Below are 24,476 nucleotides of genomic sequence, written 5' to 3'. Positions count from 1 at the left end.
GTTCCCATGCCGAACACGGAAGTTAAGCGTCTCAGCGCCGAAAGTAGTTGGGGGATCTCCCCCTGTGAGGATAGGACGTTGCCAGGCAAACGGTGGTTCTGGAGCATTCGCTCAAGGGCCGCCGTTTTTTCGTATCATCGATTCAGCTTAGTGGAAGAGAGGACGTTAAGAAATGGCTAAGAAAATCAAAGTATATGTCGAACCAAATGAAACGGTCAGTGAATGTTTAGATCGAATCAATGAAATGGGTTATCGTCCTATACGCCGCATTGAAAAGCCCGTCTTTGAGCAAACGGGAGCCAAAGATGAACCTGTCCATTCCCATCAATCGATTTTATTTGAATGCGTCTCTAAAGAATCCTAATGCCAAGCCGTCACACAATCTGTGTGACGGCTTTTTTATGTGATGAATTATAAAATTAAGTGCAACACCCAAAAGTGAACACAAAAAAGCCCATGACGCTTTCCTCGTGTAGAATGAAGTTACCACACAAACATTCAGACCGAGGAATCGCTATGAGCTATGTTCATCTTACCACAATGGAATGTATGAAAATAGAGACGTATCTGGAACTCGCGATGGACCGGACGGAACCCTGGCTACGAATCGGGACGTGCACAGCGTAGGTGGGTGATGAATCGCCCGATCCAAAAGTCTTCTCCCCCTGTGACAGATATGACGAACAAAAGTTCGGTATTCCGTCAGATTCCTATCCCCCTTCGGCGGGTATCGGATGAGAAAACACATTACGATCTTCTGGAGGGAGGAGGGACAGACATGCTGAAAGGCTATAAATATCGGCTCCACCCGACGCCGGAACAGGCCGAGTTCCTCATCAAGACAATCGGCTACGCCCGATTCATCTACAACAAGCTACTCGAGGACCGCATCGCCATCCGCGAGGAGGCGAAAACGGGGAGCGGAACGAGACGGAAACCGGCGACACCCGCCTCCTACAAGCCCCTGTTCCCGTTCCTCGCCGAGGCGGACAGTCTCGCGCTCGCGAACGCGAAGCTGAACCTCGACAACGCGTTCGCGAAGTTCTTCGCCGGGACGGGCGGCTTCCCGGCCTTCAAATCGAGACGACGGTCGCGCGCCTCCTACACGACGAACAACCAGCACGGCACGATCCGCATCGAGAACGGCAAGGTGAGACTTCCTAAAATCGGGTTCGTGCGGTTCACACAGCATCGTCCGTTCGAGGGCGTCATCCGGTCGGCGACGGTGTCGATGACCAAAACAGGTAAGTTCTTCATCTCCATCCTCGTCAAACAGGACGATGAACCCTTGATCCCGGCCGAGCACAAGATCAGGATCGATCTCGGCCTAAAACACTTCGCCGTCATGACGAACGACGAGATGGTCTCGGAGAAAATCGAAAACCCACGTTTCCTTCGTAAATCCGAAGCGAAGGTCAAGAAGGCGCAACGGGCGCTGTCGCGAAAGAAGATCGGGAGCAAGAATCGTGAAAAGGCCAAATTACTTTTGGCTAAGAGACATGAGAAGATCGCGAACCAACGCAAGGACTTCCTTCACAAACTGTCGAGACGGATCGTTGACGAGAACCAAGTCATCGTCGTAGAGACATTGAAATCGAGCAACATGATGAAGAACCGACGCTTAGCCAAATCGGTTGGCGATGTCAGTTGGTACGAGTTCGTCCGGCAACTCGAGTACAAATCAAACTTCTTCGGACGGACGCTCATCAAGGCAGACCCTTGGTACGCATCGACGCAGATCTGTTCTTCTTGTGGCGAGAAAGGCGAGAAGAAGACGATGGATGTCCGTGAATGGACGTGTGCCTGTGGCGCGCATCATGACCGTGACATCAACGCGAGCATCAACCTGTTGATGTTGGCAAACTAAAACGAATTCCTGCAGGGTGGGAACCACCCGACGAGCTTGGTAAACAACTGTGGCTAGTAAGAGCACGGTCTTCCCAAGAAGCTCCCCCTTCAATTTGCGAAGCAAATAAGTGGTGAGTAGTTCACAGTAACCATCTGGACCGGAAAAGGCTTGAATGAATTCAAATTGCTCAGCGAAAAGTCCAGTTTCTTCTTTTAATTCTCTTGCTGCGACTTCTTCCAATGTTTCCCCGAGCTCCATCGATCCTCCTGGTAAACCCCAATCAAGCGTATCGGATCTATGTTGCATCAGTATTTCTTTCTTTTGATTGATGACCAAAATAGTGGCACCAACACTGATGATCGGGCGGTTCCCAATCACTTCTCGTAAACTCGCTATGTAACTCATCTAACTCCCCCTTTTCAATAGCATACATTAGCGGAGAAGATTATACTGATAACATCCAAAAGGCGAACGATAAATATTCAGACAATTAAAATGTTCGCAGTTTATTGACATGTTTTCAAAGAACAAGGTACGATAGGCGTGTGAGTTAAGAAAAATGAATAGTGCTCCATATAATCGCAAGGAAATGGCTTGCAAGTTTCTACCTGATCACCGACTCTGGTCAGACTATGGGGTGTAGCGGACGTGTATTTGTCATGCCTATACCCTAAACTGATTGCTCGGTTTAGGGATTTCTTTTTTGTAAGGGGGACATGTGGAATGAACGAAGTGGTAGGCGTCATCATGGGTAGTTCATCTGATTGGGAGACGATGAAACATACTTGTGACATGTTGGATGAGTTACAGATTCCATACGAGAAGCAAGTCGTATCGGCCCATCGAACACCAGACTTGATGTTCGAATATGCGGAAGAGGCACGAGGCAGAGGTATTCAAGTCATCATTGCGGGTGCTGGTGGGGCAGCTCACCTTCCAGGGATGGTCGCCGCAAAAACGACTCTTCCTGTCATCGGTGTCCCAGTTCAGTCGAAAGCACTCAATGGAATGGATTCGCTACTGTCGATTGTACAGATGCCTGCAGGCGTCCCAGTAGCGACTGTCGCCATTGGTAAAGCAGGTGCGACGAACGCCGGTTTACTCGCTGCTCAGATCCTCAGTATCCAATCAGCAGAAATCACGAAGCGACTTGAAATGTTCCGAGAGCAAAAACAAGAGATGGCCATGCGTGGAACGGAGGAACTGGTCTAATGAGAATCGGCATTTTAGGTGGAGGACAGCTTGGACGGATGATGTCACTCAGCGCGAGTGCAATGGGATACACGACGCTTTGTCTAGACCCGAACCCGAATGCACCGACCGCACAAGTAGCGGATTCGATTATCGCTTCATTTGATGATGTGAATGCCGCGAAAGAACTCGCTGACCGTTCAGACATTGTGACGTATGAATTTGAAAACATCGACACGGAAATGATTGCAGCCATCGAAGAGAAATGTCCACAAGGTATGGACGTGTTGAAGGCAACGCAACATCGTATCTTAGAAAAACAGATGATTGAATCAGCAGGACTACGTGTGGCGCCATATGTTTCGGTTCGTACGGTTCGAGAGGTACGTCAGGCATATGAGAAGCTCGGCTACCCATTTGTCATCAAAACGTGTCGCTTCGGCTATGACGGGAAAGGTCAGACGGTCATTCGATCGGAACAAGACCTTCAGGCGTTCATTGAACACTTTGTCGAACAAGAATATGTCGCTGAGGCGTGGTTGCCGTTTAAAAAAGAAATCTCGGTCATCGTGACACGAGGAGAAGAAGAAACGTCGACGTTCCCAATCAGTGAAAATATTCATCACAACAGCATTCTACATCTATCCATCGTACCGGCTCGTGTAACTGATGAGATTCAAGAGGATGCAAGACACCTCGCACTCCAGCTCGCCGATCATATCGACTTAACGGGGACACTCGCTGTCGAGCTGTTCGTCATGGCGGATGGACGTCTATATGTGAATGAGCTCGCACCGCGTCCCCACAACTCCGGGCATTACACGATTGACGCTTGTGAAACCTCACAATTTGAACAACACATTCGAGCCGTGACCGGAATGCGCCTCGGACGAACGACATTGACTACGCCCGTCGTCATGGTCAACCTTCTCGGCGAACATATGCCACGACTTCATGTCAAAGCATTGCCATCGAATGTTAAACTACATCTGTATGGAAAAGATGAAGCGAAGACAGGTCGCAAAATGGGACATTTGAACGTCCTAGGTGACACGGTCGAAGAAGCGCTTCATACCATCGAACAACTGGCAATTTGGAAGGAGACCGTTTTATGATTTCACGCTACACCCGCCCAGAGATGGCAAACATTTGGACTGATCAAAACAAATTCGAGGCCTGGTTAAAAGTTGAGCTTTATGCCTGCGAGGCTTGGAGTGAACTCGGCATCATCCCGAAAGAAGATGTACAAGTCCTTTGGGACAAGGCATCGTTTGATGTTGATCGCATTCTAGAGATTGAACAAGAGACACGTCATGATGTGATCGCGTTCACTCGTGCCGTTTCTGAGACACTCGGAGAAGAGAAAAAATGGGTGCATTACGGCTTGACGTCGACGGATGTCGTCGACACGGCACTCTCGTACTTAATCAAACAGGCAAATGATCTTTTAGAGGCCGATTTAGATCGCTTCATCGGTATTCTCGCAGAAAAAGCGAAAGCACATAAGTATGACATCATGATGGGACGTACCCACGGCGTTCATGCAGAACCGACCACGTTCGGTTTGAAGCTGGCCCTCTGGTATGAAGAGATGAAACGGAACAAAAAACGCTTCATGGCAGCTCGCGAAACGATTGAATTCGGGAAGATGAGCGGAGCGGTCGGAACGTTCGCAAATATTGACCCATTCATCGAATCATACGTCTGTGAAAAGCTAGGCATCCAAGCTGCGCCAATCTCGACACAGACACTCCAACGTGACCGTCATGCCGAGTACATGTCGACGCTCGCATTGATCGCGACATCGATTGAAAAGATGGCGACCGAGATTCGTGGACTTCAAAAGACCGAGACGCGCGAAGTGGAAGAGTTCTTTGCGAAAGGACAAAAAGGGTCCTCGGCGATGCCGCATAAACGGAATCCGATCGGTTCTGAGAATATGACAGGACTTGCGCGTGTCATTCGCGGTCACATGATGACGGCTTACGAAAACGTTCCGCTCTGGCATGAGCGTGACATCTCGCACTCATCAGCAGAACGAATCATCATCCCGGATGCGACGATTCTTCTCAACTATATGTTAAATCGCTTCGGTAACATCGTGAAGAACTTGACGGTCTTCCCGGACAACATGCGTCGCAACATGGACCGTACGTTCGGGATCATCTTCTCGCAACGGATCTTACTCGGTCTCATCGAGAAGGGCTGGAGTCGTGAAGCGGCATACGATGCGGTTCAACCGAAGGCGATGCAGGCGTGGGAAGAAGAAACGATGTTCCGGACATTGATTGAAGAGGACAAAGAAATGGGCGCACTCTTTACGAGTGAAGAGCTCGATGAGTTGTTCGACCCGCGTTATCACGTACGTCGTGTCGATACGATTTTTGAACGCTGTGGTTTGTAATCGTTGAGGGGCGACATGCCCCTCTCACTTTTAAGGGGGAACGGTTCAGATGAAAGCAATTTATGAAGGCAAGGCGAAAGCGTTATTTGAGACAGAAGAAGCGGGTGTGCTTCGTGTGTACTACAAAGATGATGCGACAGCATTCAATGGAGAGAAGAAAGAGTCGATTGATGGGAAGGGGATCCTGAACAACGCCATCACGACGCAGTTGTTCGAATTGATGCATGACAACAAGATTCCGACACACTTTATCAAACGGATCTCAGACCGGGAACAGTTGGTCCGTCGTGTCGACATCATCCCGTTAGAAGTGGTTGTCCGCAACATCGCAGCCGGCAGTCTGGCGAAACGTCTCGGTTGGGAAGAAGGAACACCGCTCCTCGCACCGATTGTCGAGTTTTATTATAAGGATGACGCCCTCGGGGACCCGCTCCTCACAGAGGATCATATCCGATTGTTGCAAGTCGCTACACATAAAGAAGTCGAGACATTGCGACAACTTGGACTTTGGGTAAACGAAGTATTACTCGATTTCTTCGGTCAACACGGCATCGACGTGATCGATTTCAAACTAGAGTTCGGCAAAGTGGATGGGACGATTATCTTAGCGGATGAGATTTCACCCGATACGTGCCGCCTCTGGGATCAAGAAACGAAACAAAAACTCGATAAAGACGTATTCCGTCGCGATTTAGGTTCTTTGACTGAGACGTATGGACAACTGTTAACACGCATAGGGGGAAACGGACAATGAAAAAAGTAAACGTGTATGTGACATTACGTGAAAGTGTACTCGACCCACAAGGAGTTGCCGTGAAAGGTGGACTCGAACATCTCGGATTCGCTGGCGTTGAATCGGTGCGCATCGGGAAAATCATCGAGCTTCAAGTAGCGGACGACACGACAGAAGACATGGTCAAAGAAATGTGTGAGAAGTTACTCGTCAATACGGTCATTGAGAATTATGAAATTGAGATGGGGGTACTCGCATGAAGTTCGCGGTCATCGTCTTTCCAGGATCAAACTGTGACCTCGACATGTACCACGCGGTAAAAGACGTACTCGGGGAAGAAGCAGAATACGTATTCCATACAGAAACGTCACTTGAAGGGTTCGATGGGGTCCTGTTACCAGGTGGATTCTCATATGGAGATTACTTGCGTTGCGGGTCAATCGCCCAATTTTCACCGATTATGGCTGAAGTAAAGCGTTTCGCTGAAGAAGGACGTCCGGTGCTTGGAGTATGTAACGGATTCCAAGTACTCGTCGAAGCAGGGTTACTTCCAGGTGTATTGATGCGAAACCGTGATTTGAAATTCATGTGTAAGACGGTCGACCTCGTCGTCGAAAACAACGAAACGATGTTCACAAGTGAGTATGCGGCACAGGAAACGATTCGTGTCCCGATTGCACACGGGGAAGGGAACTACTATTGTGACGACGCGACACTTGAGACATTAAAGGCAAGTGGGCAGATTGCGTTCACGTACAAAGAGAACCCGAACGGATCGGTCGAAAATATCGCCGGCATCACGAACGAGGCAGGAAACGTACTCGGCATGATGCCACACCCGGAGCGTGCGGTCGAAGCGTTGCTCGGTGTAGAAGACGGTAAACGGTTATTCACGTCAATCGTAAAATGGGGGGCACGATATGTTACTTACAACTGAACCGACAGCTACACAAATCCGTGATGAAAAGATCTATGCCACGATGGGATTATCAGACGACGAATACACGCTCGTCGTCTCACTACTTGGCCGGGAACCGAATTATACAGAAATCGGTCTCTTCTCGGTCATGTGGTCTGAACACTGTTCGTACAAAAACTCGAAACCGGTGCTCCGGAAGTTTCCAACAACCGGCAAGCACGTTTTACAAGGACCGGGAGAAGGGGCTGGAATCGTCGATATCGGAGACGGTCAAGCCGTCGCCTTCAAAATCGAGAGTCATAATCACCCGTCAGCAATTGAACCTTATCAAGGTGCTGCGACTGGGGTGGGTGGAATCATCCGTGACATCTTTTCGATGGGCGCCCGTCCGATTGCATTATTGAACTCACTCCGTTTCGGAGATTTGAACGAATCACGTGTGAAACATTTATTCGGTTATGTCGTGTCAGGCATTGCCGGATACGGGAACTGTGTCGGCATTCCGACGGTCGGTGGAGAAGTCGCCTTTGACCCGGCCTACTCCGGAAACCCGCTCGTCAACGCGATGTGTGTGGGCTTCATCCGTCATGAAGACATTCAAAAAGGGATCGCGGAAGGTGTCGGAAACTCGGTCATGTACGTCGGAGCGACGACAGGACGTGACGGAATCCACGGTGCCACGTTCGCTTCTGAAGAACTCGGAGAAGACGCAGACGAGAAACGCCCAGCCGTTCAAGTCGGAGACCCGTTCATGGAGAAGCTCTTGATCGAAGCGTGTCTCGAAGTCATCAAGCACCCGGCGCTCGTCGGGATTCAAGACATGGGCGCAGCCGGATTGACCTCTTCGTCAGCAGAGATGGCCTCAAAAGCAGGTATGGGGATTGAGATGAACTTAGACCTCGTCCCGCAACGTGAGACAGGCATGACACCTTACGAGATGATGCTATCGGAATCGCAAGAGCGGATGCTCCTCGTCGTCAAAGCAGGTCACGAAGACGAGATTGAAGCGATCGTCACGAAGTGGGGACTTCATGCGATCAAAGTCGGAGAGGTCATCGAAGAGAAAGTACTTCGTCTCGTTCATCAAGGAGAAGTCGCAGCTGAAGTACCGGTCGACGCGCTCGCAGAAGACGCTCCTGTCTATCATAAACCTTCTAAAGTTCCGGCATACTATGAAGCTTTCCAAGCGATGAAGCCGGTCAAGCCGATCGTCGAGGATGTGATGGCGACTTGGAAAGACGTCCTTGCGATGCCGAGCATCGCCTCGAAACGTTGGGTGTATGAGCAATACGACCACATGGTGCAAACGTCGACAGTTGTCGCACCAGGCAGTGATGCCGCGGTCATTCGCATTCGTGAGACGGAGAAGTCGCTCGCGATGACGACAGACTGCAACGCGAAATATGTATATCTCGACCCGCGTGTCGGTGGGGCCATCGCTGTCGCTGAGGCGGCACGTAATATCGTCGCGAGTGGTGCGGAACCACTTGCCTTGACGGACTGCCTTAACTTCGGAAGCCCGGATAAACCGGAAGGGTTCTGGCAGCTCGACCAAGCCGTTGAAGGGATGGCGGAAGCTTGCCGTACGCTCGATACGCCTGTCATTGGTGGAAACGTATCGCTATATAACGAATCGAACGGGCAAGCCATCTACCCGACACCGGTCGTCGGAATGGTCGGGCTCATCGAGAAGCCGGAACACATCACGACTTCGTTTGCGAAACAAGCAGGAGACGTCGTCTTCTTACTCGGTGAGACGAAAGCGGAATTTGGCGGAAGTGCCCTTCAAATGCTCCAAGACGGTAAAGTGAGCGGCCACGCGCCGACACTCGATCTTGAGGAAGAACGTCACACACAGAAAGCATTACTTCAAGCCATCCGTGGTGGTCTTGTCACGGCGGCACACGATGTGTCAGAAGGTGGTCTTGCGGCAGCGTTACTAGAACTGGTCTTTGGAACAGGTCTCGGCATGGACGTGACGATCGACACAGATCTTGTGACGGCATTATTCAGTGAATCCCAATCACGCTTCCTCGTGACCGTCGACAAGGCACAAGCTGAGGCATTTGCGAGCATGACGAACGGGACGAAAATCGGAACGGTCACAGAGCCAGCAACGCTTGTCCTTCGTACAAGCGACCGCTTGATTGAAATGGACGTGCAAGAGTTGGAGCGTGTATGGGAAGGAGCTATTCCATGTTATATGACATCCGAGGCATGAATGAGGAGTGCGGCGTCTTCGGTGTGTTCGGTCACATCGAAGCGTCACACCTTGCCTATTACGGACTTCACAGTTTGCAGCATCGTGGTCAAGAAGGGACGGGGATCGTCACGGCAGACGGCGAGCGTCTCCATGCGAAACGAGGCCTTGGTCTCGTCACCGAGGTATTTGATGAGATGTCGCTCGATGCCCTCACCGGAAATCATGCGATTGGTCACGTCCGCTACTCGACGGCGGGCGGCAATACGCTAGAGAACGTTCAACCGCTTCATTTCAAGTCGTTGACAGGAGATTTGGCGATGGCGCATAACGGAAATCTCGTGAACGCGAACGAGTTGAAACATATGCTCGAAGCGGAAGGGGCAATCTTCCAAACGACGTCTGACACAGAAGTCGTAGCCCATCTCATCAAACGGAGTCGCGGCAACTCGGTAAAAGAAAGAATCGCCGACAGTTTGGCCCGTCTCGTTGGAGCGTTCGCTTTTCTATTCTTGACGGAAGACGCGCTATACGTCGGAGTTGACGTACATGGGTTACGTCCATTATCACTCGGACAGACGGAAGACGGGGCGTACGTTTTCGCCTCGGAAACGTGTGCGTTTGACGTCGTGGGGGCGACGTACGTCCGGGATGTCGAGCCAGGAGAATTGCTCATGATCACGAATGAAGGCATCACGTCAGAGCGATTCAGTGAAGCGGCCGTCCGTGCCATGTGCTCAATGGAATACATCTACTTCTCAAGACCGGACTCAATCATCGATGGCATCAACGTGCATACGGCACGTAAGGCCATGGGGAAAAAGATGTTTGAAGAAGCACCGGTCGAAGCGGATGTCGTGACAGGTGTGCCGGATTCGAGTATTTCTGCGGCAATCGGCTATGCTGAGGCGAGCGGAATCCCTTACGAAATGGGACTCATTAAAAACCGTTACGTCGGACGGACGTTCATTCAACCGTCCCAGGAATTACGGGAGCGCGGCGTGAAGATGAAGTTGTCAGCGTTACGCGGTGTCGTGAACGGGAAACGCGTCATCATGGTCGATGATTCCATCGTCCGTGGAACGACGAGTCGCCGAATCGTCACGTTACTTCGAGAGGCAGGCGCGACGGAAGTGCATGTACGCATCACGTCACCACCAATCAAACATCCGTGTTACTACGGAATCGATACATCCACCAAGGAAGAGTTAATTGCGGCAACCAAATCCATTGAAGAAATCAGAGAAGAGATTGGTGCCGATTCACTAGCGTTCCTCACATTGGATGGAACGGTCGAAGCTATCGATCGTCCATTCGAAGGAGCACTACGCGGGCAGTGTGCTGCATGTTTCACGGGGCTTTATCCGACTGAACTTGCAGAACTCGTAACAGAGACAAAGGCTTAAGGGGGAAAAGCGATGAGCGTTCGATATGAACAAGCGGGTGTGAATTTAGAAGCAGGGTACGAGGCCGTATCCCGTATGAAACGTCATGTCGCCCGGACGATGCGTCCGGAAGTGATGACCGGTCTCGGCAGTTTCGGAGCGATGATTGACCTCGGTTCGATGAACATGAAACATCCGATTCTCGTGAGCGGGACCGACGGGGTCGGGACGAAACTGAAGTTGGCGTTCGCACTCGACCAGCATGATACGATTGGAATCGATTGTGTCGCCATGTGCGTCAACGATTGTCTCGTGCATGGAGCAGAACCGCTCTATTTCCTCGACTATATTGCGACAGGAAAAGCAGAACCGGCCAAGCTTGAGCGCATCGTCGCCGGTGTCGCTGAAGGATGTGTCCAAGCGGGATGCGCCCTCGTCGGTGGTGAAACGGCTGAGATGCCAGGGATGTACACGGATGGCGAATACGATATCGCCGGATTTGCGGTCGGTGTCGTTGAGAAAGAAGACTTGCTCGACGGTTCGACGATTCAAGCGGGAGACATTGTCCTTGGACTCGCTTCTTCCGGTGTCCATTCGAACGGTTTCTCCCTCGTTCGTCATATTGTCGAAGCGCAAGGCCTCCACTATACGGATGAGATTGCGATGCTCGATACGACACTCGGGAACGCCTTGCTGTTGCCGACACGGATTTATGCCGAAGCGGCGAAAGCGGCGATTTCGACAGGGAAGGTTCAAGGGATGGCACACATCACAGGTGGTGGCTTCTATGAGAATGTCCCTCGCATGTTGCCAGAAGGTCTCGGCATCACGTTCGATGCCTCGAGTTGGCCGAGTCTTCCTGTATTCGACTGGCTCGAACAAGTCGGGAACATCTCGAAGCAAGAAATGTTCAACGTCTTCAATATGGGAATCGGGTATATGATCACGGTACGAGCTGAAGATGTGGAACTTGTCGAAGCGGCGCTTGAACGTGTCGGGGAGACAGCGCACCGAATCGGGAAAGTCGAGAGTCGTCCAGGCATCCGGATTTCAGGAGTGGACCAATGAAACGATTTGCTATCTTTGCGTCAGGATCGGGAAGTAACGCCGAAGCGATCTGGCAAGCGATCGCCGATGGTCATTTGTCTGCCGAATGTGTGTTGCTCGTGACGGACAAACCAGAAGCCACTGTTCTCGATCGAGCGGAACGTTATGGGATCTCAAGCTTTTCGTTTACACCGAAGGCGTACGAGTCAAAAGAAGAGTTCGAGGAAGAAATCCTCGTCCTGCTCCGTACGCTTCGCGTAGACTATATTGTGTTGGCGGGATATATGCGCTTGATCGGAAATGTGTTACTATCCGCATATCCAAATCGCATTCTAAACATTCATCCATCGCTTTTACCCGCTTTTCCAGGTAAAGACGCGATCGGACAGGCGCTTGACGCCAACGTGCCGACGAGTGGTGTGACCGTTCATTATGTGGATGCGGGGATGGACACGGGTCCGATCATCGCACAGGCGTCTGTCGAGATTGAAGGGTGTGACCGCACCGAGGCGACGCGTCGCATTCAGACGATCGAGCACCAACTTTATCCGCGCGTATTACAACAAGTGTTGAATCAACAGGAGGTTTTCAAGTGAGAGCATTATTAAGTGTTTCTGATAAAACAGGCATTGTTGAACTAGCAACCGTCTTGCATGAGGCGGGCATCGAACTCATCTCGACAGGTGGGACCGAGGCAGCCCTCCAACAGGCGGGATTACCGGTCAAAAACATCTCGGAAGTGACATCGTTCCCGGAGATGTTAGACGGTCGTGTCAAGACGTTGCACCCACTCGTTCACGGTGGACTTCTCGGACGTCGCGACCTTGATACGCATGTCTCCCAAATGAAAGATCATCACATCGAACCGATTGACTATGTCGTCGTCAATCTGTATCCGTTCAAAGAGACGATTGCGAAAGAGAACACGACCTATGAAGAAGCGATTGAAAATATCGATATCGGTGGACCGAGCATGTTGCGTTCGGCTGCGAAAAACCATGCAAGCGTCACGGTCGTCGTTGACCCAAGTGATTACACACTTGTCGCCGATGAAGTGCGTGGAGGCGGTACATCGTTTGAGATGCGTCAACGTCTCGCAACGAAAGCGTTCCGTCATACGGCTGCCTATGATGCGTTGATTGCCGACTACTTAGGTCGTCAAATCGAGGAGACGTTCCCAGAGCAATTGACGGTTACGTATGAGAAAGTACAAGACCTTCGTTACGGTGAGAATCCGCACCAACAAGCTGCATTTTATAAGACACCATTATACGACGGCATGACACTTGCGAATGCGACACAGCTTCATGGGAAAGAACTCTCGTATAACAATATTCAGGATACGAACGCAGCACTTGAAGCACTCAGTGAGTTGAATGAACCGGCTGCGGTCGTCGTGAAACATATGAATCCATGTGGTGTGGCGGTCGGACGGACGATTTCTCAAGCGTTCGAACGCGCCCATGCCGCTGATCCGGTCTCTATCTTTGGCGGAATCGTCGCTTTGAACCGTGAAGTCGATCTTGAGACGGCTGATGCCCTTCGCAACATCTTTTTAGAGATCATCATCGCACCTTCCTTTAGTAAGGCATCACTTGACCGATTGAAAGAGAAGAAGAATCTTCGTTTGTTGACGCTCGATATGGGACATATGACAGGCATGTGCCTAACGGCTGTCGCCGGAGGATTGCTCGTACAAGACGGGGATGACATGACACTCGATGATGCCTTATGCCAAATCGTGACGGATCGTCGTCCGACCGCAGCGGAATGGGAAGACTTGAAACTTGCATGGCGTGTCGTCAAGCACGTCAAGTCGAATGCCATTGTCGTCGCCAAAGATAAAACGACGATTGGAATCGGTGCCGGACAGATGAACCGCGTCGGCGCAGCAAAAATTGCCTTCGAACAAGCCGGGGAACGCGCGACTGGCGCAGCTCTCGGGAGCGACGCCTTCTTCCCGATGGCCGATACGGTCGAAGCGGCAGCTGCTGCAGGAATCACGGCCATCATCCAACCAGGCGGGTCGATTCGTGACGAAGAGTCAATCGAAGCGGCGAACCGACACGGAATCACGATGGTATTCACGTCAGTTCGACACTTTAAACACTGAGAGGGGTGCGCGTCATGAACGTATTGGTCATCGGTCGAGGAGGACGCGAGCATGCGCTCGCGTGGAAGTTGAAACAAGACGGGCACAACGTCTTCGTTGCACCGGGCAACGATTTCATGGAAGGTATGACGTGTGTGTCAATCAATGAAACGGACATTGAGGAGCTTGTTCATTTTGCAGAAGAGAAAGAGATGGAATGGACGATTGTCGGACCTGAGTCATCGCTCATGGCAGGAGTCGTCGACACGTTCCGCAACAAAGGGTTGAACATCTTTGGACCAACGAAAGCCGCTGCCTTATTAGAGGGAAGCAAGGCTTTCGCAAAAGAAATCATGATGGAAGCCGGAATCCCGACAGCAGCGTACGAGGCGTTCACGGACGCGACATCCGCGCTTGCCTATATCGAGAAGCTTGGGGCACCCCTCGTCGTCAAGGCGGATGGACTGGCAGCCGGTAAAGGAGTCACGGTTGCGTTCACTGTGGAAGAAGCTGAAGCTGCGGTTCGCGATATCTTCACGACGGATAAATTTGGGCAACAGTCACAAGTCGTCATTGAAGAGTTTCTCGAGGGGGAAGAATTTTCACTCATGGCGTTCGTCTCGGGAGAGCACGTCATTCCGATGGTTACCTCTCAAGATCATAAACGCGCCTATGACGGCGACGCGGGACCGAATACGGGTGGGATGGGTGCTTATAGCCCAATGCCTCATTTGGTAGAGACTGTGTATCAAGAAGCGGTGAAGACGGTGTTAGAGCCGCTCGCACAAACGATGTTCAAGCGTGGTACCCCGTTTGAGGGATTCTTGTATGCCGGGCTTATCTTGACATCTGACGGACCGAAAGTCATCGAATTCAATGCGCGCTTCGGTGACCCGGAAACAGAGGCCATCGTGCCGAACTTGAAATCGCCGCTCCTTGACGTGATTGAAGCGGTCGTTCGTCAAGAGGCGTATCCGATCGAGTGGAGCGACGGATATACGATGGGTGTCGTCATTGCGGCGAAGGGATACCCGGAACGCCCTATCACGGGTCAAGTGCTATCGGGATTTGAATCGCTCCCACAGGACGTCTTCGTTTTCCACGCCGGTACGGTGAGGCAGGACGATCAAGTCATTGGAAACGGCGGTCGCTTACTCATCGTGACTGCGACGAGACCGACGCTACTTGAAGCGAAGACAGTGGTATATGAAGCAATCTCACTACTCGATTTACCGGAAACGTTCCACCGAACCGATATCGGATCACGAGCGTTCACACAGATTATTTGAAGGATGGGGTCAACCCATCCTTTTTTTCATGCGAAAAAAAGGGAATGCCGATATCCTGTTCTACAATAGTAAAGTAGCTCGGAGAAAGAAGGTGGTCGGCCTGCGTGTTCAATCAAAACTATTTATTGCAATTGCCGTGAACATCGTACTCTTCATCGGTGTCATTTTATTTGTCATCAAACCGTATTTTGTAGAGAAAAGTATTGAACAGGACAAGGCGATGACCCGCGATCAAATCGAGAGTGTTTCGGAAGTGTTCGCCAATCACCGTCTCATGCTCGAACGGATTCTTGTCGACTGGTCAGTCTGGACGAATGCCTATGATTTCGTGCAGAACGAGAATGATACTTTTGTCGAAAATAATATGGGGAAAGAAACCTTAGAAAATTTTGGGATCGGGGCGATGATTTTCCTCGACAAAAATCGAGAGGTAGTCTACTCCGAATTTAATCAGATTTATGAGTTAGAAAAGGCAGAAGAGAAGAGCGCCTTCACAAATGATTTGTTACGCTACGTCAACTCGTCTAGTATGACACAAAGTGCGGTATACGGTACCGACTTCGGCCCTGTGGTCTTCATGAGCCATCCAATTGTAAAAAGTGATGGAACGGGTGAACCTAGTGGTACGCTTGTAATCATTCAAAAAATCGGTCCGGACTTCATGGCGGCGATGAGTGCACAAGCAAAAACGAAACTATCCATTAGCCCGCTCGCCCATCAACGGCTGACGATTGAACAAGACAGTTGGTTTGCCCACGTCTCTTTACCACTGCAATCGATTTATCAAGATGCGAACTGGGAAGTCAATTTCTCGGTGAAGCGCACGTACTATACAAACACTCAGACGATGTTAGAAACCGGCATGTTCGGACTCCTCGTTCTCGGTCTTGGTTTATTGTTGACTCTGTTTTGGACGGTGAATCAAATCATTACAAAACGTCTAATGGGCATCGTCAAAGAACTGAAGTGGATCACGAAGGAACGAAATAGTCGTTTACGGATCCATCTACATCCCCATAAACAAGACGAGATTGAAGAAATGGCAATCAGTATGAATGAGGTACTCGATGCATTAGAGCAGACACAAAAAGAGTCGTTGACACGTGCCTTTCGAGATTCCTTAACACGTCTCCCGAACCGCTTGGCGGTCGAGGAAATGTTCATGAATTTACCGGATACGACCCGCTCGATTGGTGTGATGGGAATCGATCTCGACAACTTCCGGCGGATCAACGACCAATTTGGTCAGCGTACGGGGGATGCGATGCTTACGTTCTTTGCCTCTCGTTTAATGTTTTATAAAGAGGATGGCTTCGTGGCAAGAATCGGAGCGGATGAGTTCATCTTGATTCATTCGGAATGGACGACTGAAGAACTCATGATTATCGCCAATCAGTTAGTGAAAGATTTACGCGAATGGGGTCTGAAACAAGGAATGAACCATCTGACCTTAAGTATTGGAATTGATGAATTGAGGGAACCGTCACATCACTCCTATGAGGTGATGATGGCACGTCTTGACGTCGTCTTACATGAGGTCAAAGCGTCAGGGAAAGATAACATTATCTCCTATCAAGACATTGAAGATGGGAGTCATTACTTGCAGACACTCGAGATGGAGCGGGATTTACGTCATGCGTTACACCATGATGAATTTGAACTGTACTATCAACCAATCGTATCTCCCCAACCATTTCAGGTGATGGGCGTAGAAGCATTGATTCGCTGGCATCATCCGCAGAAAGGGTTCGTCTCCCCGAGCGTTTTTATTCCGGTAGCAGAACAACTTGGACTCATCTCGGATGTGGGACGGTGGGTGCTTGTCCGAGCTATTACCGAGATTCAGGGGTATGCAGAGCGTTTTGATTTATTTTTATCAATCAACGTATCAAAACGTCAAATTTTAGATGGTTCCTTTTTAGAGACATTGGAAGAAACGCTTACCGATACGGGATTCCATCCACGCCGACTGCATGTAGAAATCACAGAAAGTGAAGTCGGTGGGAACGTGTATGAACTTCAACAGTTTATCCAAGCGTTAAAAGTGATCGGGGTAAAAATATCACTCGATGATTTCGGGGTCGGAACGTCTTCTTTGTCATACTTGCAATCGCTACGTCTTGATATTATTAAAATTGATCAAAACTTCGTCAAAGGGATTCCGGAGAACAAGTTTGACCGCGCATTGTTAGAAGGGCTTTATCAAACCTTCCAAACGCTGGGACTCGATATCGTCACAGAAGGAGTCGAACGACCGGAACAACTTGCATTCGTATTAGAATATAGTAGTTCGTTCATTCAGGGATATCATTACAGTAAACCAATTCCAATTGACCAATTGCATTACTACTTGCGAAAAACTGTCATGACACAAATTTGATCTAGGCGATTCTTCAGAAGAAGAGTCGCTTTTTTGTGAAAAATATATGTGAATTTTGTTACAATAGTGAACATAACTTGCGACCCTTTCAGAGAAAAGGTAAACTTGAAACAGTTGAAGAAAACGCTTTCAAAACTATTTTTTAATAGCATTGAAAGAGAAAAGGGAGGATTGGGTTCGATGCCAATAAAAAGAACGGCGCGGGCACCGTGGTCTAAAGTGATGATTCGTTCACAAATCGAAGTCGTTGATCGAGTACGGCCACCTTCGCTCGTCTTAAAAAATGCGACGTATTTGAACGTATACGTGAAACAATGGAAAACTGCGAACATCTGGATTGAAGGAGATCGTATCGTTTATGTCGGTCCAGACTTACCGGAATCAGCAGTCGAGACGGTCGATGTGTCAGGGAAATATATTGTGCCTGGTTATATTGAACCACACGCTCATCCATTCCAATTGTACAATCCGGCGACGTTGTCAAAATATGCTGGGGAACGCGGAACGACGACTCTCGTTAATGACAACATGCTGCTTTTTTTACAAGAAAAAGAGCAAGCGTTTGCGCAGTTAGAAGCGATTCAGCAGCTGCCGACGAGTACGTATTGGTGGGCAAGACTTGACACACAAACCGAACTTGATCGGGAGAGTGTCGCTGTCGACTCAGAACGTATCCATGAGTGGTTTAATCATCCGGATGTCGTGATGGCAGGTGAACTGACGGCATGGCCACGCGCAATGAAGGGCGATGATGAGATGCTCCAATGGATGCTCGATGCCGAGACGTGCGGACTGCCGGTCGAAGGCCACTTCCCGGGAGCGTCGCCCAAGACATTGACTAAAATGGCGTTGATGGGAGTGCACAGCGACCATGAGGCAATGACGGCAGAAGAGGCGCTCAATCGACTTGAATTAGGTTATACAACAACGCTTCGCCATTCTTCCATCCGACCGGACTTGCCGGGGATGATTCGTGACCTATTGGCGAACGGATTGACGGCGTTCGATCACCTCATGGTGACGACGGACGGTTCGACACCAGGCTTTTATGAAGACGGCATGCAAGACGCCCTCGTCCAAATTTTGATAGAAGAAGGACTACCGGCCGTTGAGGCGTACCGGATCGTTTCTCACAACGTAGCGCGTCATTTTGACCTCGATCACATTCTAGGCTCTATTGCCCCGGGACGCATCGCCCACTTGAATATCCTCGATACAATCGAGGAGCCCCGACCGACAGCAGTCATCGCGAAAGGTCAGTGGATTTACCGTGATGGCGTATCGTTATTCCCGAACGAATTAGTGGAAGTGGTTCTTGACAAGATGCCATCGACAGACGTTTCTATCGAGCTGACGCCACAAGATTTGTCATTCAGCATGCCAGTCGGACTCGACATGGTCAACTCGGTCATCATGAAACTGTTTAAAATTACGCATGACACGGGTCAAGACGAATTACCGCGTGATGGAGACGAATCGTTCCTCATGTTGCTTGATAAAGAAGGGAAATGGCGATTGAACACGGTGCTGAAAGGATTTGCCCGAGATTTCGGGGGACTTGTCAGTTCGTATTCAATCAGCGGGGACTATTTGATTTTAGGTAAATGTAAACAAGACATGTTGCAGGCGTTCGAACGGATGAAAGAACTCGGAGGAGGTATCGTGCTTGTCGATAAAGGGAAAATCGTTGCCGAGATTCCATTACCGCTCTGTGGAATGACATCGACGGAACCACTCGACACCCTCATCGGTCAAGAGAAACAGCTACGCGAGGAGCTCGTGGCAAGGGGGTATCAGTTTGAGGATCCGATTTATACATTACTGTTTTTAGCATCCACACACTTGCCGTATGTTCGCGCAACACCGCTCGGCATTTACGAAGTCATGAAAAAACAAGTACTATTTCCTGCGATTTTGCGATGAATAGTTGAGTCCAAGGCGCCCCTGCTTTAGAATAGTAAAGAAGTATGAGTAGAGAGGATGCTTGCGGATGCAACTCGATAAATTAAAAGGTCGAGAGCTTGATCAATTGTTTGAGGCAATTTTGAAGCTCGATACGCTCGAAGACTGTTATCAATTATTCGAAGATTTAGCGACTGTCAATGAAATTCAAGCACTTGCGCAACGACTGGAAGTGGCGCGGCAAATACGTGAAGGAAACACGTATCATAAAATTGAGGACGCGACAGGCGCCTCGACGGCCACGATTTCACGTGTGAAGCGATGCTTGAACTATGGGACAGGCGGATACGACCTCGCTCTTGAACGTCTACAACAAACAAAAGGTGACTCTTAAGAGTCATCTTGTTTTTGATGGAGGGGATGGGCGAGATGCAACAGAAATTCATGAAACGGAACTTACAATTGTTCTTTCGAAATTTAACACCGGTTCAAACACTCGTGTTAATTTATAGTGCGGCAGCGATTTTATCAGTTTTGCTCCTCGCCTTACCGATTGCCCATAAACCCGGTGTGACGATTACGTTTACTGACCTTGTCTTCTTTGCGGTGAGTTGTGTCAGTGTCACTGGGCTAACGCCAATTGTGGTCACCGACACGTTTTCCACGTTCGGCTTATTTATCATTTTGTTTATCGTCCAGGTGAGTGGTGTCGGGTTGATCAGTCTGCACGTCATTATGTGGATTTTGCTTGGGAAGCGGATCGGGTTCCGGGAGCGACAACTGATTTTACGTGACCAAAACCAGACATCGATGTCTGGTATTGTCAAATACATCACAGAAATCGTCATCACCGTTATTGCCATTGAGGCGGTCGGTGCCGTCTTACTCGGGGTCCATTATTTAAATTATTTTGATACCGCCGGAGAAGCCTTCTTACAAGGCTTATTCGGATCCGTCAGTGCGACGACGAACGCCGGATTTGATATTACCGGGAGTTCGCTCGCGCCGTTCCGTGAAGACCCGTTTGTCATCTTCACGCAAATTGCGCTTATGACAGGTGGTGCCATCGGATTCCCGGTACTCGTTGAGATTCGGACATACTTGGTGAGCCGAATCACACGGAAGCGTCATACGTTCCCGAGTCGGTTCTCATTGTTCACCAAATTGACGGTCACGACATTCTTTATCTTGATTGCCGTCGGGACGGTCGGATTGTTCTTCTTCGAGTACAACAATGCCTTCAAAGATTTGCCGTTATGGCTTGCGTTCTCAGATTCGTTGTTCCAGTCCGTGACGACACGTAACGGTGGATTATCGACAGTCGACGTCAACTTGTTCTCGGAAGCGAGCATGCTGTTATTGTCGATTCTTATGTTCATCGGAGCCTCACCATCGTCTGTCGGTGGCGGGATTCGAACAACAACGTTTGCCGTGGCTGTTCTCGGGGTCGTCGCGTTTATTCGTGGAGACTCGTCAATTAAAATTTTCGGTCGTGAGATCGTTCTTGAAGACATTTGGAAAGCGTTCGTCATCATTACCGTTTCGCTCGCCGTCCTATTGTCCGGGGTCATGGTCATGGCTTACTTTGAAGATGCCTCATTGACACGAATCTTATTCGAAGCATGTTCAGCGTTCGGAACGACAGGACTGTCTGTCGGTTTATCTTCTGAATTTAGTAACGTTGGAAAATGGGTGCTGACGGTTCTCATGTTCATCGGTCGAATCGGTGTCATCGCCTTCATTCTCATCTTGCAACGGAGACAGCCGAAGCGGATGTATAACTATCCGAAAGAATCGATTATCTTAGGATAAGGAGATTGTCATATGAAAGCTTTTTGGATTAACTTTGGATATGTCTTTATCGTTCCAGTACTGCCGTTCATCGCGGTCGTTAATGGAACGGCACTCTGTTCGCCGGACTCCCCGTTACTCGACATCCCAGTGCTCGGATTCTTTTTAGCGAATCCGCTCTGGTTTGTCCCGGTATATGGTTTATTTGCACTGCTTATTGCAAAATGGCTGACGGATCGGGAACAGAATCGTACGGCACGTTCGTGACTTGCTTCGGCAAGTCTTTTTTATATTGAGGAGATGCAAGTGATAAGAAAAATCGATACACTAGAGAAGGATTCGTTGGGAGGGAACAAGTTGAAATTTCTGTCATGGCGCCATGTGTTTAAATTAGATCCGAACAAACCTCTCACGGATGAAGCGCTCCGTGCGCTCATTCATTCGGGAACCGACGCCTTTTTGATTGGCGGGACGGACGGGGTCGATGCAGAGAATACATTTGCGCTCTATGCGAGAGTCCGAGATGCCGGAATACCTGTCGCGCTCGAAATCAGTCATCCGAGTCAAGTCATCCACGGATTTGATCATTACTTCGTACCGACCGTGCTCAATGCAGGAACTCCAGAATGGATCATCGGACACCAGGCTCGGGCGTTTGAACGATATGGTCATTTTTTTGATCCACGTCATGTCACGGCCCAAGGCTATCTCGTCTTAAACGCGGACGCAAAAGTCGCTGAAGTGACAGAGTCGAAGTGTGACTTGTCGCTAGAAGAGGCCGTGGCGTATGCTGAAACAGGTCATCACTTATTCCACCTCCCCTCACTCTATATCGAATATAGCGGACGGCTCGGAGACCTCGATGTCGTAAAAGAAATTCGATTGGCGCTTCCGAAAGCGCACCTTTTCTACGGAGGTGGCATCGACGGGGAAGACTCGGCCCGTTTGATGGGTGCACATGCCGACACGATCGTCGTCGGCAATATCATTTACGAAGACTTAGCAGGAGCACTTGCGACTGTGCGAGCACTCCGATAAAATAAGAACAAACGTTTGGAACAAGGAAGGAAACGATTATGTATAACCTTAGCGAAGAATTAGTCAAAGGTATGAACCCAGAACAGGCAGAAGCCGTCAAACATACCGATGGTCCACTTTTGATCATGGCGGGTGCCGGATCGGGAAAAACTCGTGTCTTAACACATCGTGTCGCTTATTTGATGGCGGCCAAGCAAGTGGCGCCTTGGAACATTTTGGCCATCACGTTCACGAACAAGGCTGCACGAGAAATGAAAGACCGGATTGCGCGTCTTGTCGGTGGAGTCGCGGAAGACATTTGGATTTCCACATTCCACTCCATGTGTGTCCGGATTTTACGACGGGATATCGACCGTATCCGCTATGAGCGGAGCTTTTCCATTCTAGATGCCTCAGACCAGTTGACGGCGATCAAACAAGTACTCAAAGAATTGAACCTCGATCCGAAGAAGTATGAACCACGTACATTACTCGGGATGATTTCGAACCATAAAAACGAATTGCGTACGGCGAAAGATGCAGCCGCCCTTGTCGGAAATAATCCGTATGAGCGCATCATCTCAGATGTCTATACGGCTTATGAGAAAAAGTTGAAACAAAATAACGTGCTCGACTTCGATGACTTGATTATGAAGACGATTCACTTATTCCAAGAAGCGCCAGACGTGTTGGTGTTCTATCAAAAGAAGTTCAAATACATCCATGTCGACGAGTATCAGGATACGAACCGTGCCCAATATACGCTCGTCAAACTCCTTGCGCAGGCACATGAGAACTTGTGTGTCGTCGGGGACTCGGATCAGTCCATCTATCGTTGGCGCGGTGCCGATATCGCCAACATCTTGACGTTTGAAAAAGACTACCCGAGTGCCCGTGTCATCTTACTCGAACAAAACTATCGTTCGACGAAACGGATTTTGGAAGCAGCGAATGGCGTCATCAAGAACAACGCTTCGCGTAAAGACAAGAATTTGTGGACGGAAAACGACGAAGGGGAGAAGCTCTTGCTCCACGTCGCTTCAGATGATCGCGACGAAGCGTTCTTCATCATGAATCAGATGAAAGAGCTGAAGATGGAAGGGATGGACTACGGCCAGATGGCAGTCCTTTACCGGACGAACGCCCAGTCTCGTGGTCTCGAGGAGATGCTCCTCAAGTCCAATATCCCGTACAAAATGGTCGGCGGAACAAAATTCTATGAACGTAAAGAAATTAAGGATGTTTTGGCCTATTTGCGTTTGATTGCCAACCCGGACGAAGATATCTCATTCGTTCGTGTCGTCAACGAACCAAAACGAGGTATTGGGGCCGCCACAGTCGATAAGTTAGGTGACTTCGCAGATATGCAGGGTGTTTCGCTTATGGATGCGATTCGTGACATCGAATTATCAGGGATTGCGCCACGCACGGCGACGAAACTTGCGGACTTCCGTCAAATGATGATGGACTTACGGCAAATGGCTGACTATCTTTCGATTTCAGAACTCGTCGAAGAAATATTGAAGAAGACCGGCTATGAAGACATGCTCAAAATTGAGAAAACACTCGAAGCGGAAAGCCGACTTGAGAACTTACAAGAATTCCTGTCAGTGGCTCAAAATTTCGAGAAAGAAAGTGATGAACAGACAGTGGTCGCCTTCCTCACCGATTTGACGCTCGTGTCCGATTTGGATTCACTTGATGAAGTCGATGAATCGCATCAAGTCACGTTGATGACGCTGCATTCGGCGAAGGGACTCGAGTTCCCGGTCGTCTTCCTGATTGGAATGGAAGAGGGGCTGTTCCCGCATAGTCGGGCATTGAACGACGAAGAGGAAATGGAAGAAGAGCGGCGTCTTGCATATGTCGGCATAACGCGTGCCGAGAAGCGTCTCTATTTGACACGTGCACAGTCTAGGATGCTGTACGGCCGATTCCAAAACAACCCGGAATCAAGGTTCCTGCATGAATTACCGGAAACGTTGTTAGAACGGTCCGGAAAGGCAAGAAAACCAATGCCATGGAACCCTGTCGAATCACCTGGGAAGTTGCCAGTGAACGGTTTTAGTTCGAAACCGAAGCCAAAGCTCGCCCAATCGTCTGGCGCCGAAACGCTCGGATGGCAAGTTGGTGACAAAGCGAATCATAAAAAATGGGGGCAAGGGACGGTCGTCCAGACGCGTGGTGAAGGCGATCAAGTCGAAGTCGACATCGCGTTCCCTGAAGTCGGGATTAAGCGTTTGTTGGCCAAATTTGCCCCGATTGAAAAAGCGTGAG

The 24,476-nt window shown here is 49.6% G+C and carries 21 protein-coding genes, 1 rRNA gene, 1 pseudogene and 1 riboswitch; of the genes and pseudogenes, 22 read left to right on the top strand and 1 reads right to left on the bottom strand.

What is annotated here, in order from left to right; genetic code table 11:
* From rrf to tnpB, 3 genes are all read left to right on the top strand, one after another.
* Nucleotides 1-87, top strand: a 5S ribosomal RNA gene (gene rrf, locus KNO76_RS11825); the annotation flags it as partial.
* An 85-nt stretch (nucleotides 88-172) separates the two neighbouring features.
* Complete coding sequence (locus tag KNO76_RS11820; protein ID WP_015880702.1) at nucleotides 173-364, top strand: NETI motif-containing protein; 192 nt, start codon at nucleotides 173-175, stop codon at nucleotides 362-364.
* Nucleotides 365-778: 414 nt separating this feature from the next.
* On the top strand, nucleotides 779-1,867 hold the full coding sequence (gene tnpB / locus KNO76_RS11815; protein WP_214885657.1) for an IS200/IS605 family element RNA-guided endonuclease TnpB: 1,089 nt from the start codon (nucleotides 779-781) through the stop codon (nucleotides 1,865-1,867).
* A gap of 90 nt (nucleotides 1,868-1,957) precedes the next feature.
* On the opposite strand, the pseudogene KNO76_RS11810 reads toward tnpB, so the two are convergent.
* A pseudogene (locus KNO76_RS11810) lies at nucleotides 1,958-2,254 on the bottom strand (NUDIX domain-containing protein); the annotation flags it as partial.
* Between the two features lie 146 nt (nucleotides 2,255-2,400).
* Nucleotides 2,401-2,502, top strand: a riboswitch (purine riboswitch).
* A gap of 70 nt (nucleotides 2,503-2,572) precedes the next feature.
* Here KNO76_RS11810 and purE point away from each other — a divergent pair.
* From purE to pcrA, 19 genes are all read left to right on the top strand, one after another.
* The gene (purE, locus tag KNO76_RS11805) at nucleotides 2,573-3,061 is read left to right on the top strand and encodes a 5-(carboxyamino)imidazole ribonucleotide mutase (protein WP_214701001.1); all 489 of its coding nucleotides are present in this window, start codon (nucleotides 2,573-2,575) and stop codon (nucleotides 3,059-3,061) included.
* Nucleotides 3,061-4,155 carry a 5-(carboxyamino)imidazole ribonucleotide synthase gene (gene purK / locus KNO76_RS11800; RefSeq protein WP_214885656.1) on the top strand — a complete coding sequence of 365 codons (1,095 nt, stop codon included), beginning with the start codon at nucleotides 3,061-3,063 and terminating at the stop codon, nucleotides 4,153-4,155. The genes purE and purK overlap by 1 nt, the downstream gene beginning before the upstream one ends.
* Nucleotides 4,152-5,444, top strand: coding sequence for an adenylosuccinate lyase (gene purB / locus KNO76_RS11795; RefSeq protein ID WP_214885655.1), 1,293 nt, complete (start codon nucleotides 4,152-4,154; stop codon nucleotides 5,442-5,444). Before purK ends, purB begins: the two co-directional genes overlap by 4 nt.
* Nucleotides 5,445-5,493: 49 nt before the next feature.
* Complete coding sequence (gene purC, locus KNO76_RS11790; protein WP_214885654.1) at nucleotides 5,494-6,198, top strand: phosphoribosylaminoimidazolesuccinocarboxamide synthase; 705 nt, start codon at nucleotides 5,494-5,496, stop codon at nucleotides 6,196-6,198.
* Nucleotides 6,195-6,437, top strand: a complete 243-nt coding sequence (purS, locus tag KNO76_RS11785; RefSeq protein ID WP_026826888.1) for a phosphoribosylformylglycinamidine synthase subunit PurS — start codon at nucleotides 6,195-6,197, stop codon at nucleotides 6,435-6,437. Before purC ends, purS begins: the two co-directional genes overlap by 4 nt.
* Entirely contained in the window at nucleotides 6,434-7,114 is a 681-nt protein-coding gene (purQ, locus tag KNO76_RS11780) for a phosphoribosylformylglycinamidine synthase subunit PurQ (RefSeq protein ID WP_214885653.1), read from the top strand. The genes purS and purQ overlap by 4 nt, the downstream gene beginning before the upstream one ends.
* Nucleotides 7,098-9,317, top strand: a complete 2,220-nt coding sequence (purL, locus tag KNO76_RS11775; protein ID WP_214885651.1) for a phosphoribosylformylglycinamidine synthase subunit PurL — start codon at nucleotides 7,098-7,100, stop codon at nucleotides 9,315-9,317. Before purQ ends, purL begins: the two co-directional genes overlap by 17 nt.
* Nucleotides 9,293-10,702, top strand: coding sequence for an amidophosphoribosyltransferase (purF, locus tag KNO76_RS11770; protein WP_214885649.1), 1,410 nt, complete (start codon nucleotides 9,293-9,295; stop codon nucleotides 10,700-10,702). Before purL ends, purF begins: the two co-directional genes overlap by 25 nt.
* 12 nt (nucleotides 10,703-10,714) lie before the next feature.
* Nucleotides 10,715-11,749, top strand: a complete 1,035-nt coding sequence (gene purM / locus KNO76_RS11765) for a phosphoribosylformylglycinamidine cyclo-ligase (protein ID WP_214885647.1) — start codon at nucleotides 10,715-10,717, stop codon at nucleotides 11,747-11,749.
* A complete protein-coding gene (purN, locus tag KNO76_RS11760; RefSeq protein ID WP_214885645.1) occupies nucleotides 11,746-12,324 on the top strand; it encodes a phosphoribosylglycinamide formyltransferase in 579 nt (192 codons plus the stop codon). Before purM ends, purN begins: the two co-directional genes overlap by 4 nt.
* Nucleotides 12,321-13,841, top strand: a complete 1,521-nt coding sequence (gene purH / locus KNO76_RS11755) for a bifunctional phosphoribosylaminoimidazolecarboxamide formyltransferase/IMP cyclohydrolase (protein WP_214885643.1) — start codon at nucleotides 12,321-12,323, stop codon at nucleotides 13,839-13,841. Before purN ends, purH begins: the two co-directional genes overlap by 4 nt.
* Nucleotides 13,842-13,855: 14 nt before the next feature.
* Nucleotides 13,856-15,109, top strand: a complete 1,254-nt coding sequence (purD, locus tag KNO76_RS11750; RefSeq protein ID WP_214885641.1) for a phosphoribosylamine--glycine ligase — start codon at nucleotides 13,856-13,858, stop codon at nucleotides 15,107-15,109.
* A gap of 91 nt (nucleotides 15,110-15,200) precedes the next feature.
* Nucleotides 15,201-17,489 (top strand): bifunctional diguanylate cyclase/phosphodiesterase, encoded by a 2,289-nt coding sequence (locus KNO76_RS11745; protein ID WP_214885639.1) that lies wholly within the window; start codon nucleotides 15,201-15,203, stop codon nucleotides 17,487-17,489.
* A 180-nt stretch (nucleotides 17,490-17,669) separates the two neighbouring features.
* Entirely contained in the window at nucleotides 17,670-19,412 is a 1,743-nt protein-coding gene (locus KNO76_RS11740; RefSeq protein WP_214885637.1) for an adenine deaminase C-terminal domain-containing protein, read from the top strand.
* A gap of 67 nt (nucleotides 19,413-19,479) precedes the next feature.
* Complete coding sequence (locus tag KNO76_RS11735; RefSeq protein ID WP_214885636.1) at nucleotides 19,480-19,785, top strand: YerC/YecD family TrpR-related protein; 306 nt, start codon at nucleotides 19,480-19,482, stop codon at nucleotides 19,783-19,785.
* A 35-nt stretch (nucleotides 19,786-19,820) separates the two neighbouring features.
* A complete protein-coding gene (locus KNO76_RS11730) occupies nucleotides 19,821-21,203 on the top strand; it encodes a TrkH family potassium uptake protein (RefSeq protein WP_026826877.1) in 1,383 nt (460 codons plus the stop codon).
* A gap of 12 nt (nucleotides 21,204-21,215) precedes the next feature.
* On the top strand, nucleotides 21,216-21,449 hold the full coding sequence (locus KNO76_RS11725; RefSeq protein WP_026826876.1) for a hypothetical protein: 234 nt from the start codon (nucleotides 21,216-21,218) through the stop codon (nucleotides 21,447-21,449).
* Nucleotides 21,450-21,539: 90 nt separating this feature from the next.
* The gene (gene pcrB, locus KNO76_RS11720) at nucleotides 21,540-22,220 is read left to right on the top strand and encodes a heptaprenylglyceryl phosphate synthase (RefSeq protein WP_214701016.1); all 681 of its coding nucleotides are present in this window, start codon (nucleotides 21,540-21,542) and stop codon (nucleotides 22,218-22,220) included.
* A 38-nt stretch (nucleotides 22,221-22,258) separates the two neighbouring features.
* On the top strand, nucleotides 22,259-24,475 hold the full coding sequence (pcrA, locus tag KNO76_RS11715; RefSeq protein WP_214885633.1) for a DNA helicase PcrA: 2,217 nt from the start codon (nucleotides 22,259-22,261) through the stop codon (nucleotides 24,473-24,475).
* The last annotated feature ends 1 nt before the right edge of the window (nucleotide 24,476 follow it).

The sequence above is a fragment of the Exiguobacterium sp. s101 genome, assembly GCF_018617835.1.
GTDB lineage: Bacteria > Bacillota > Bacilli > Exiguobacteriales > Exiguobacteriaceae > Exiguobacterium > Exiguobacterium marinum.
This window is presented reverse-complemented; position numbering and strand designations above follow the sequence as displayed.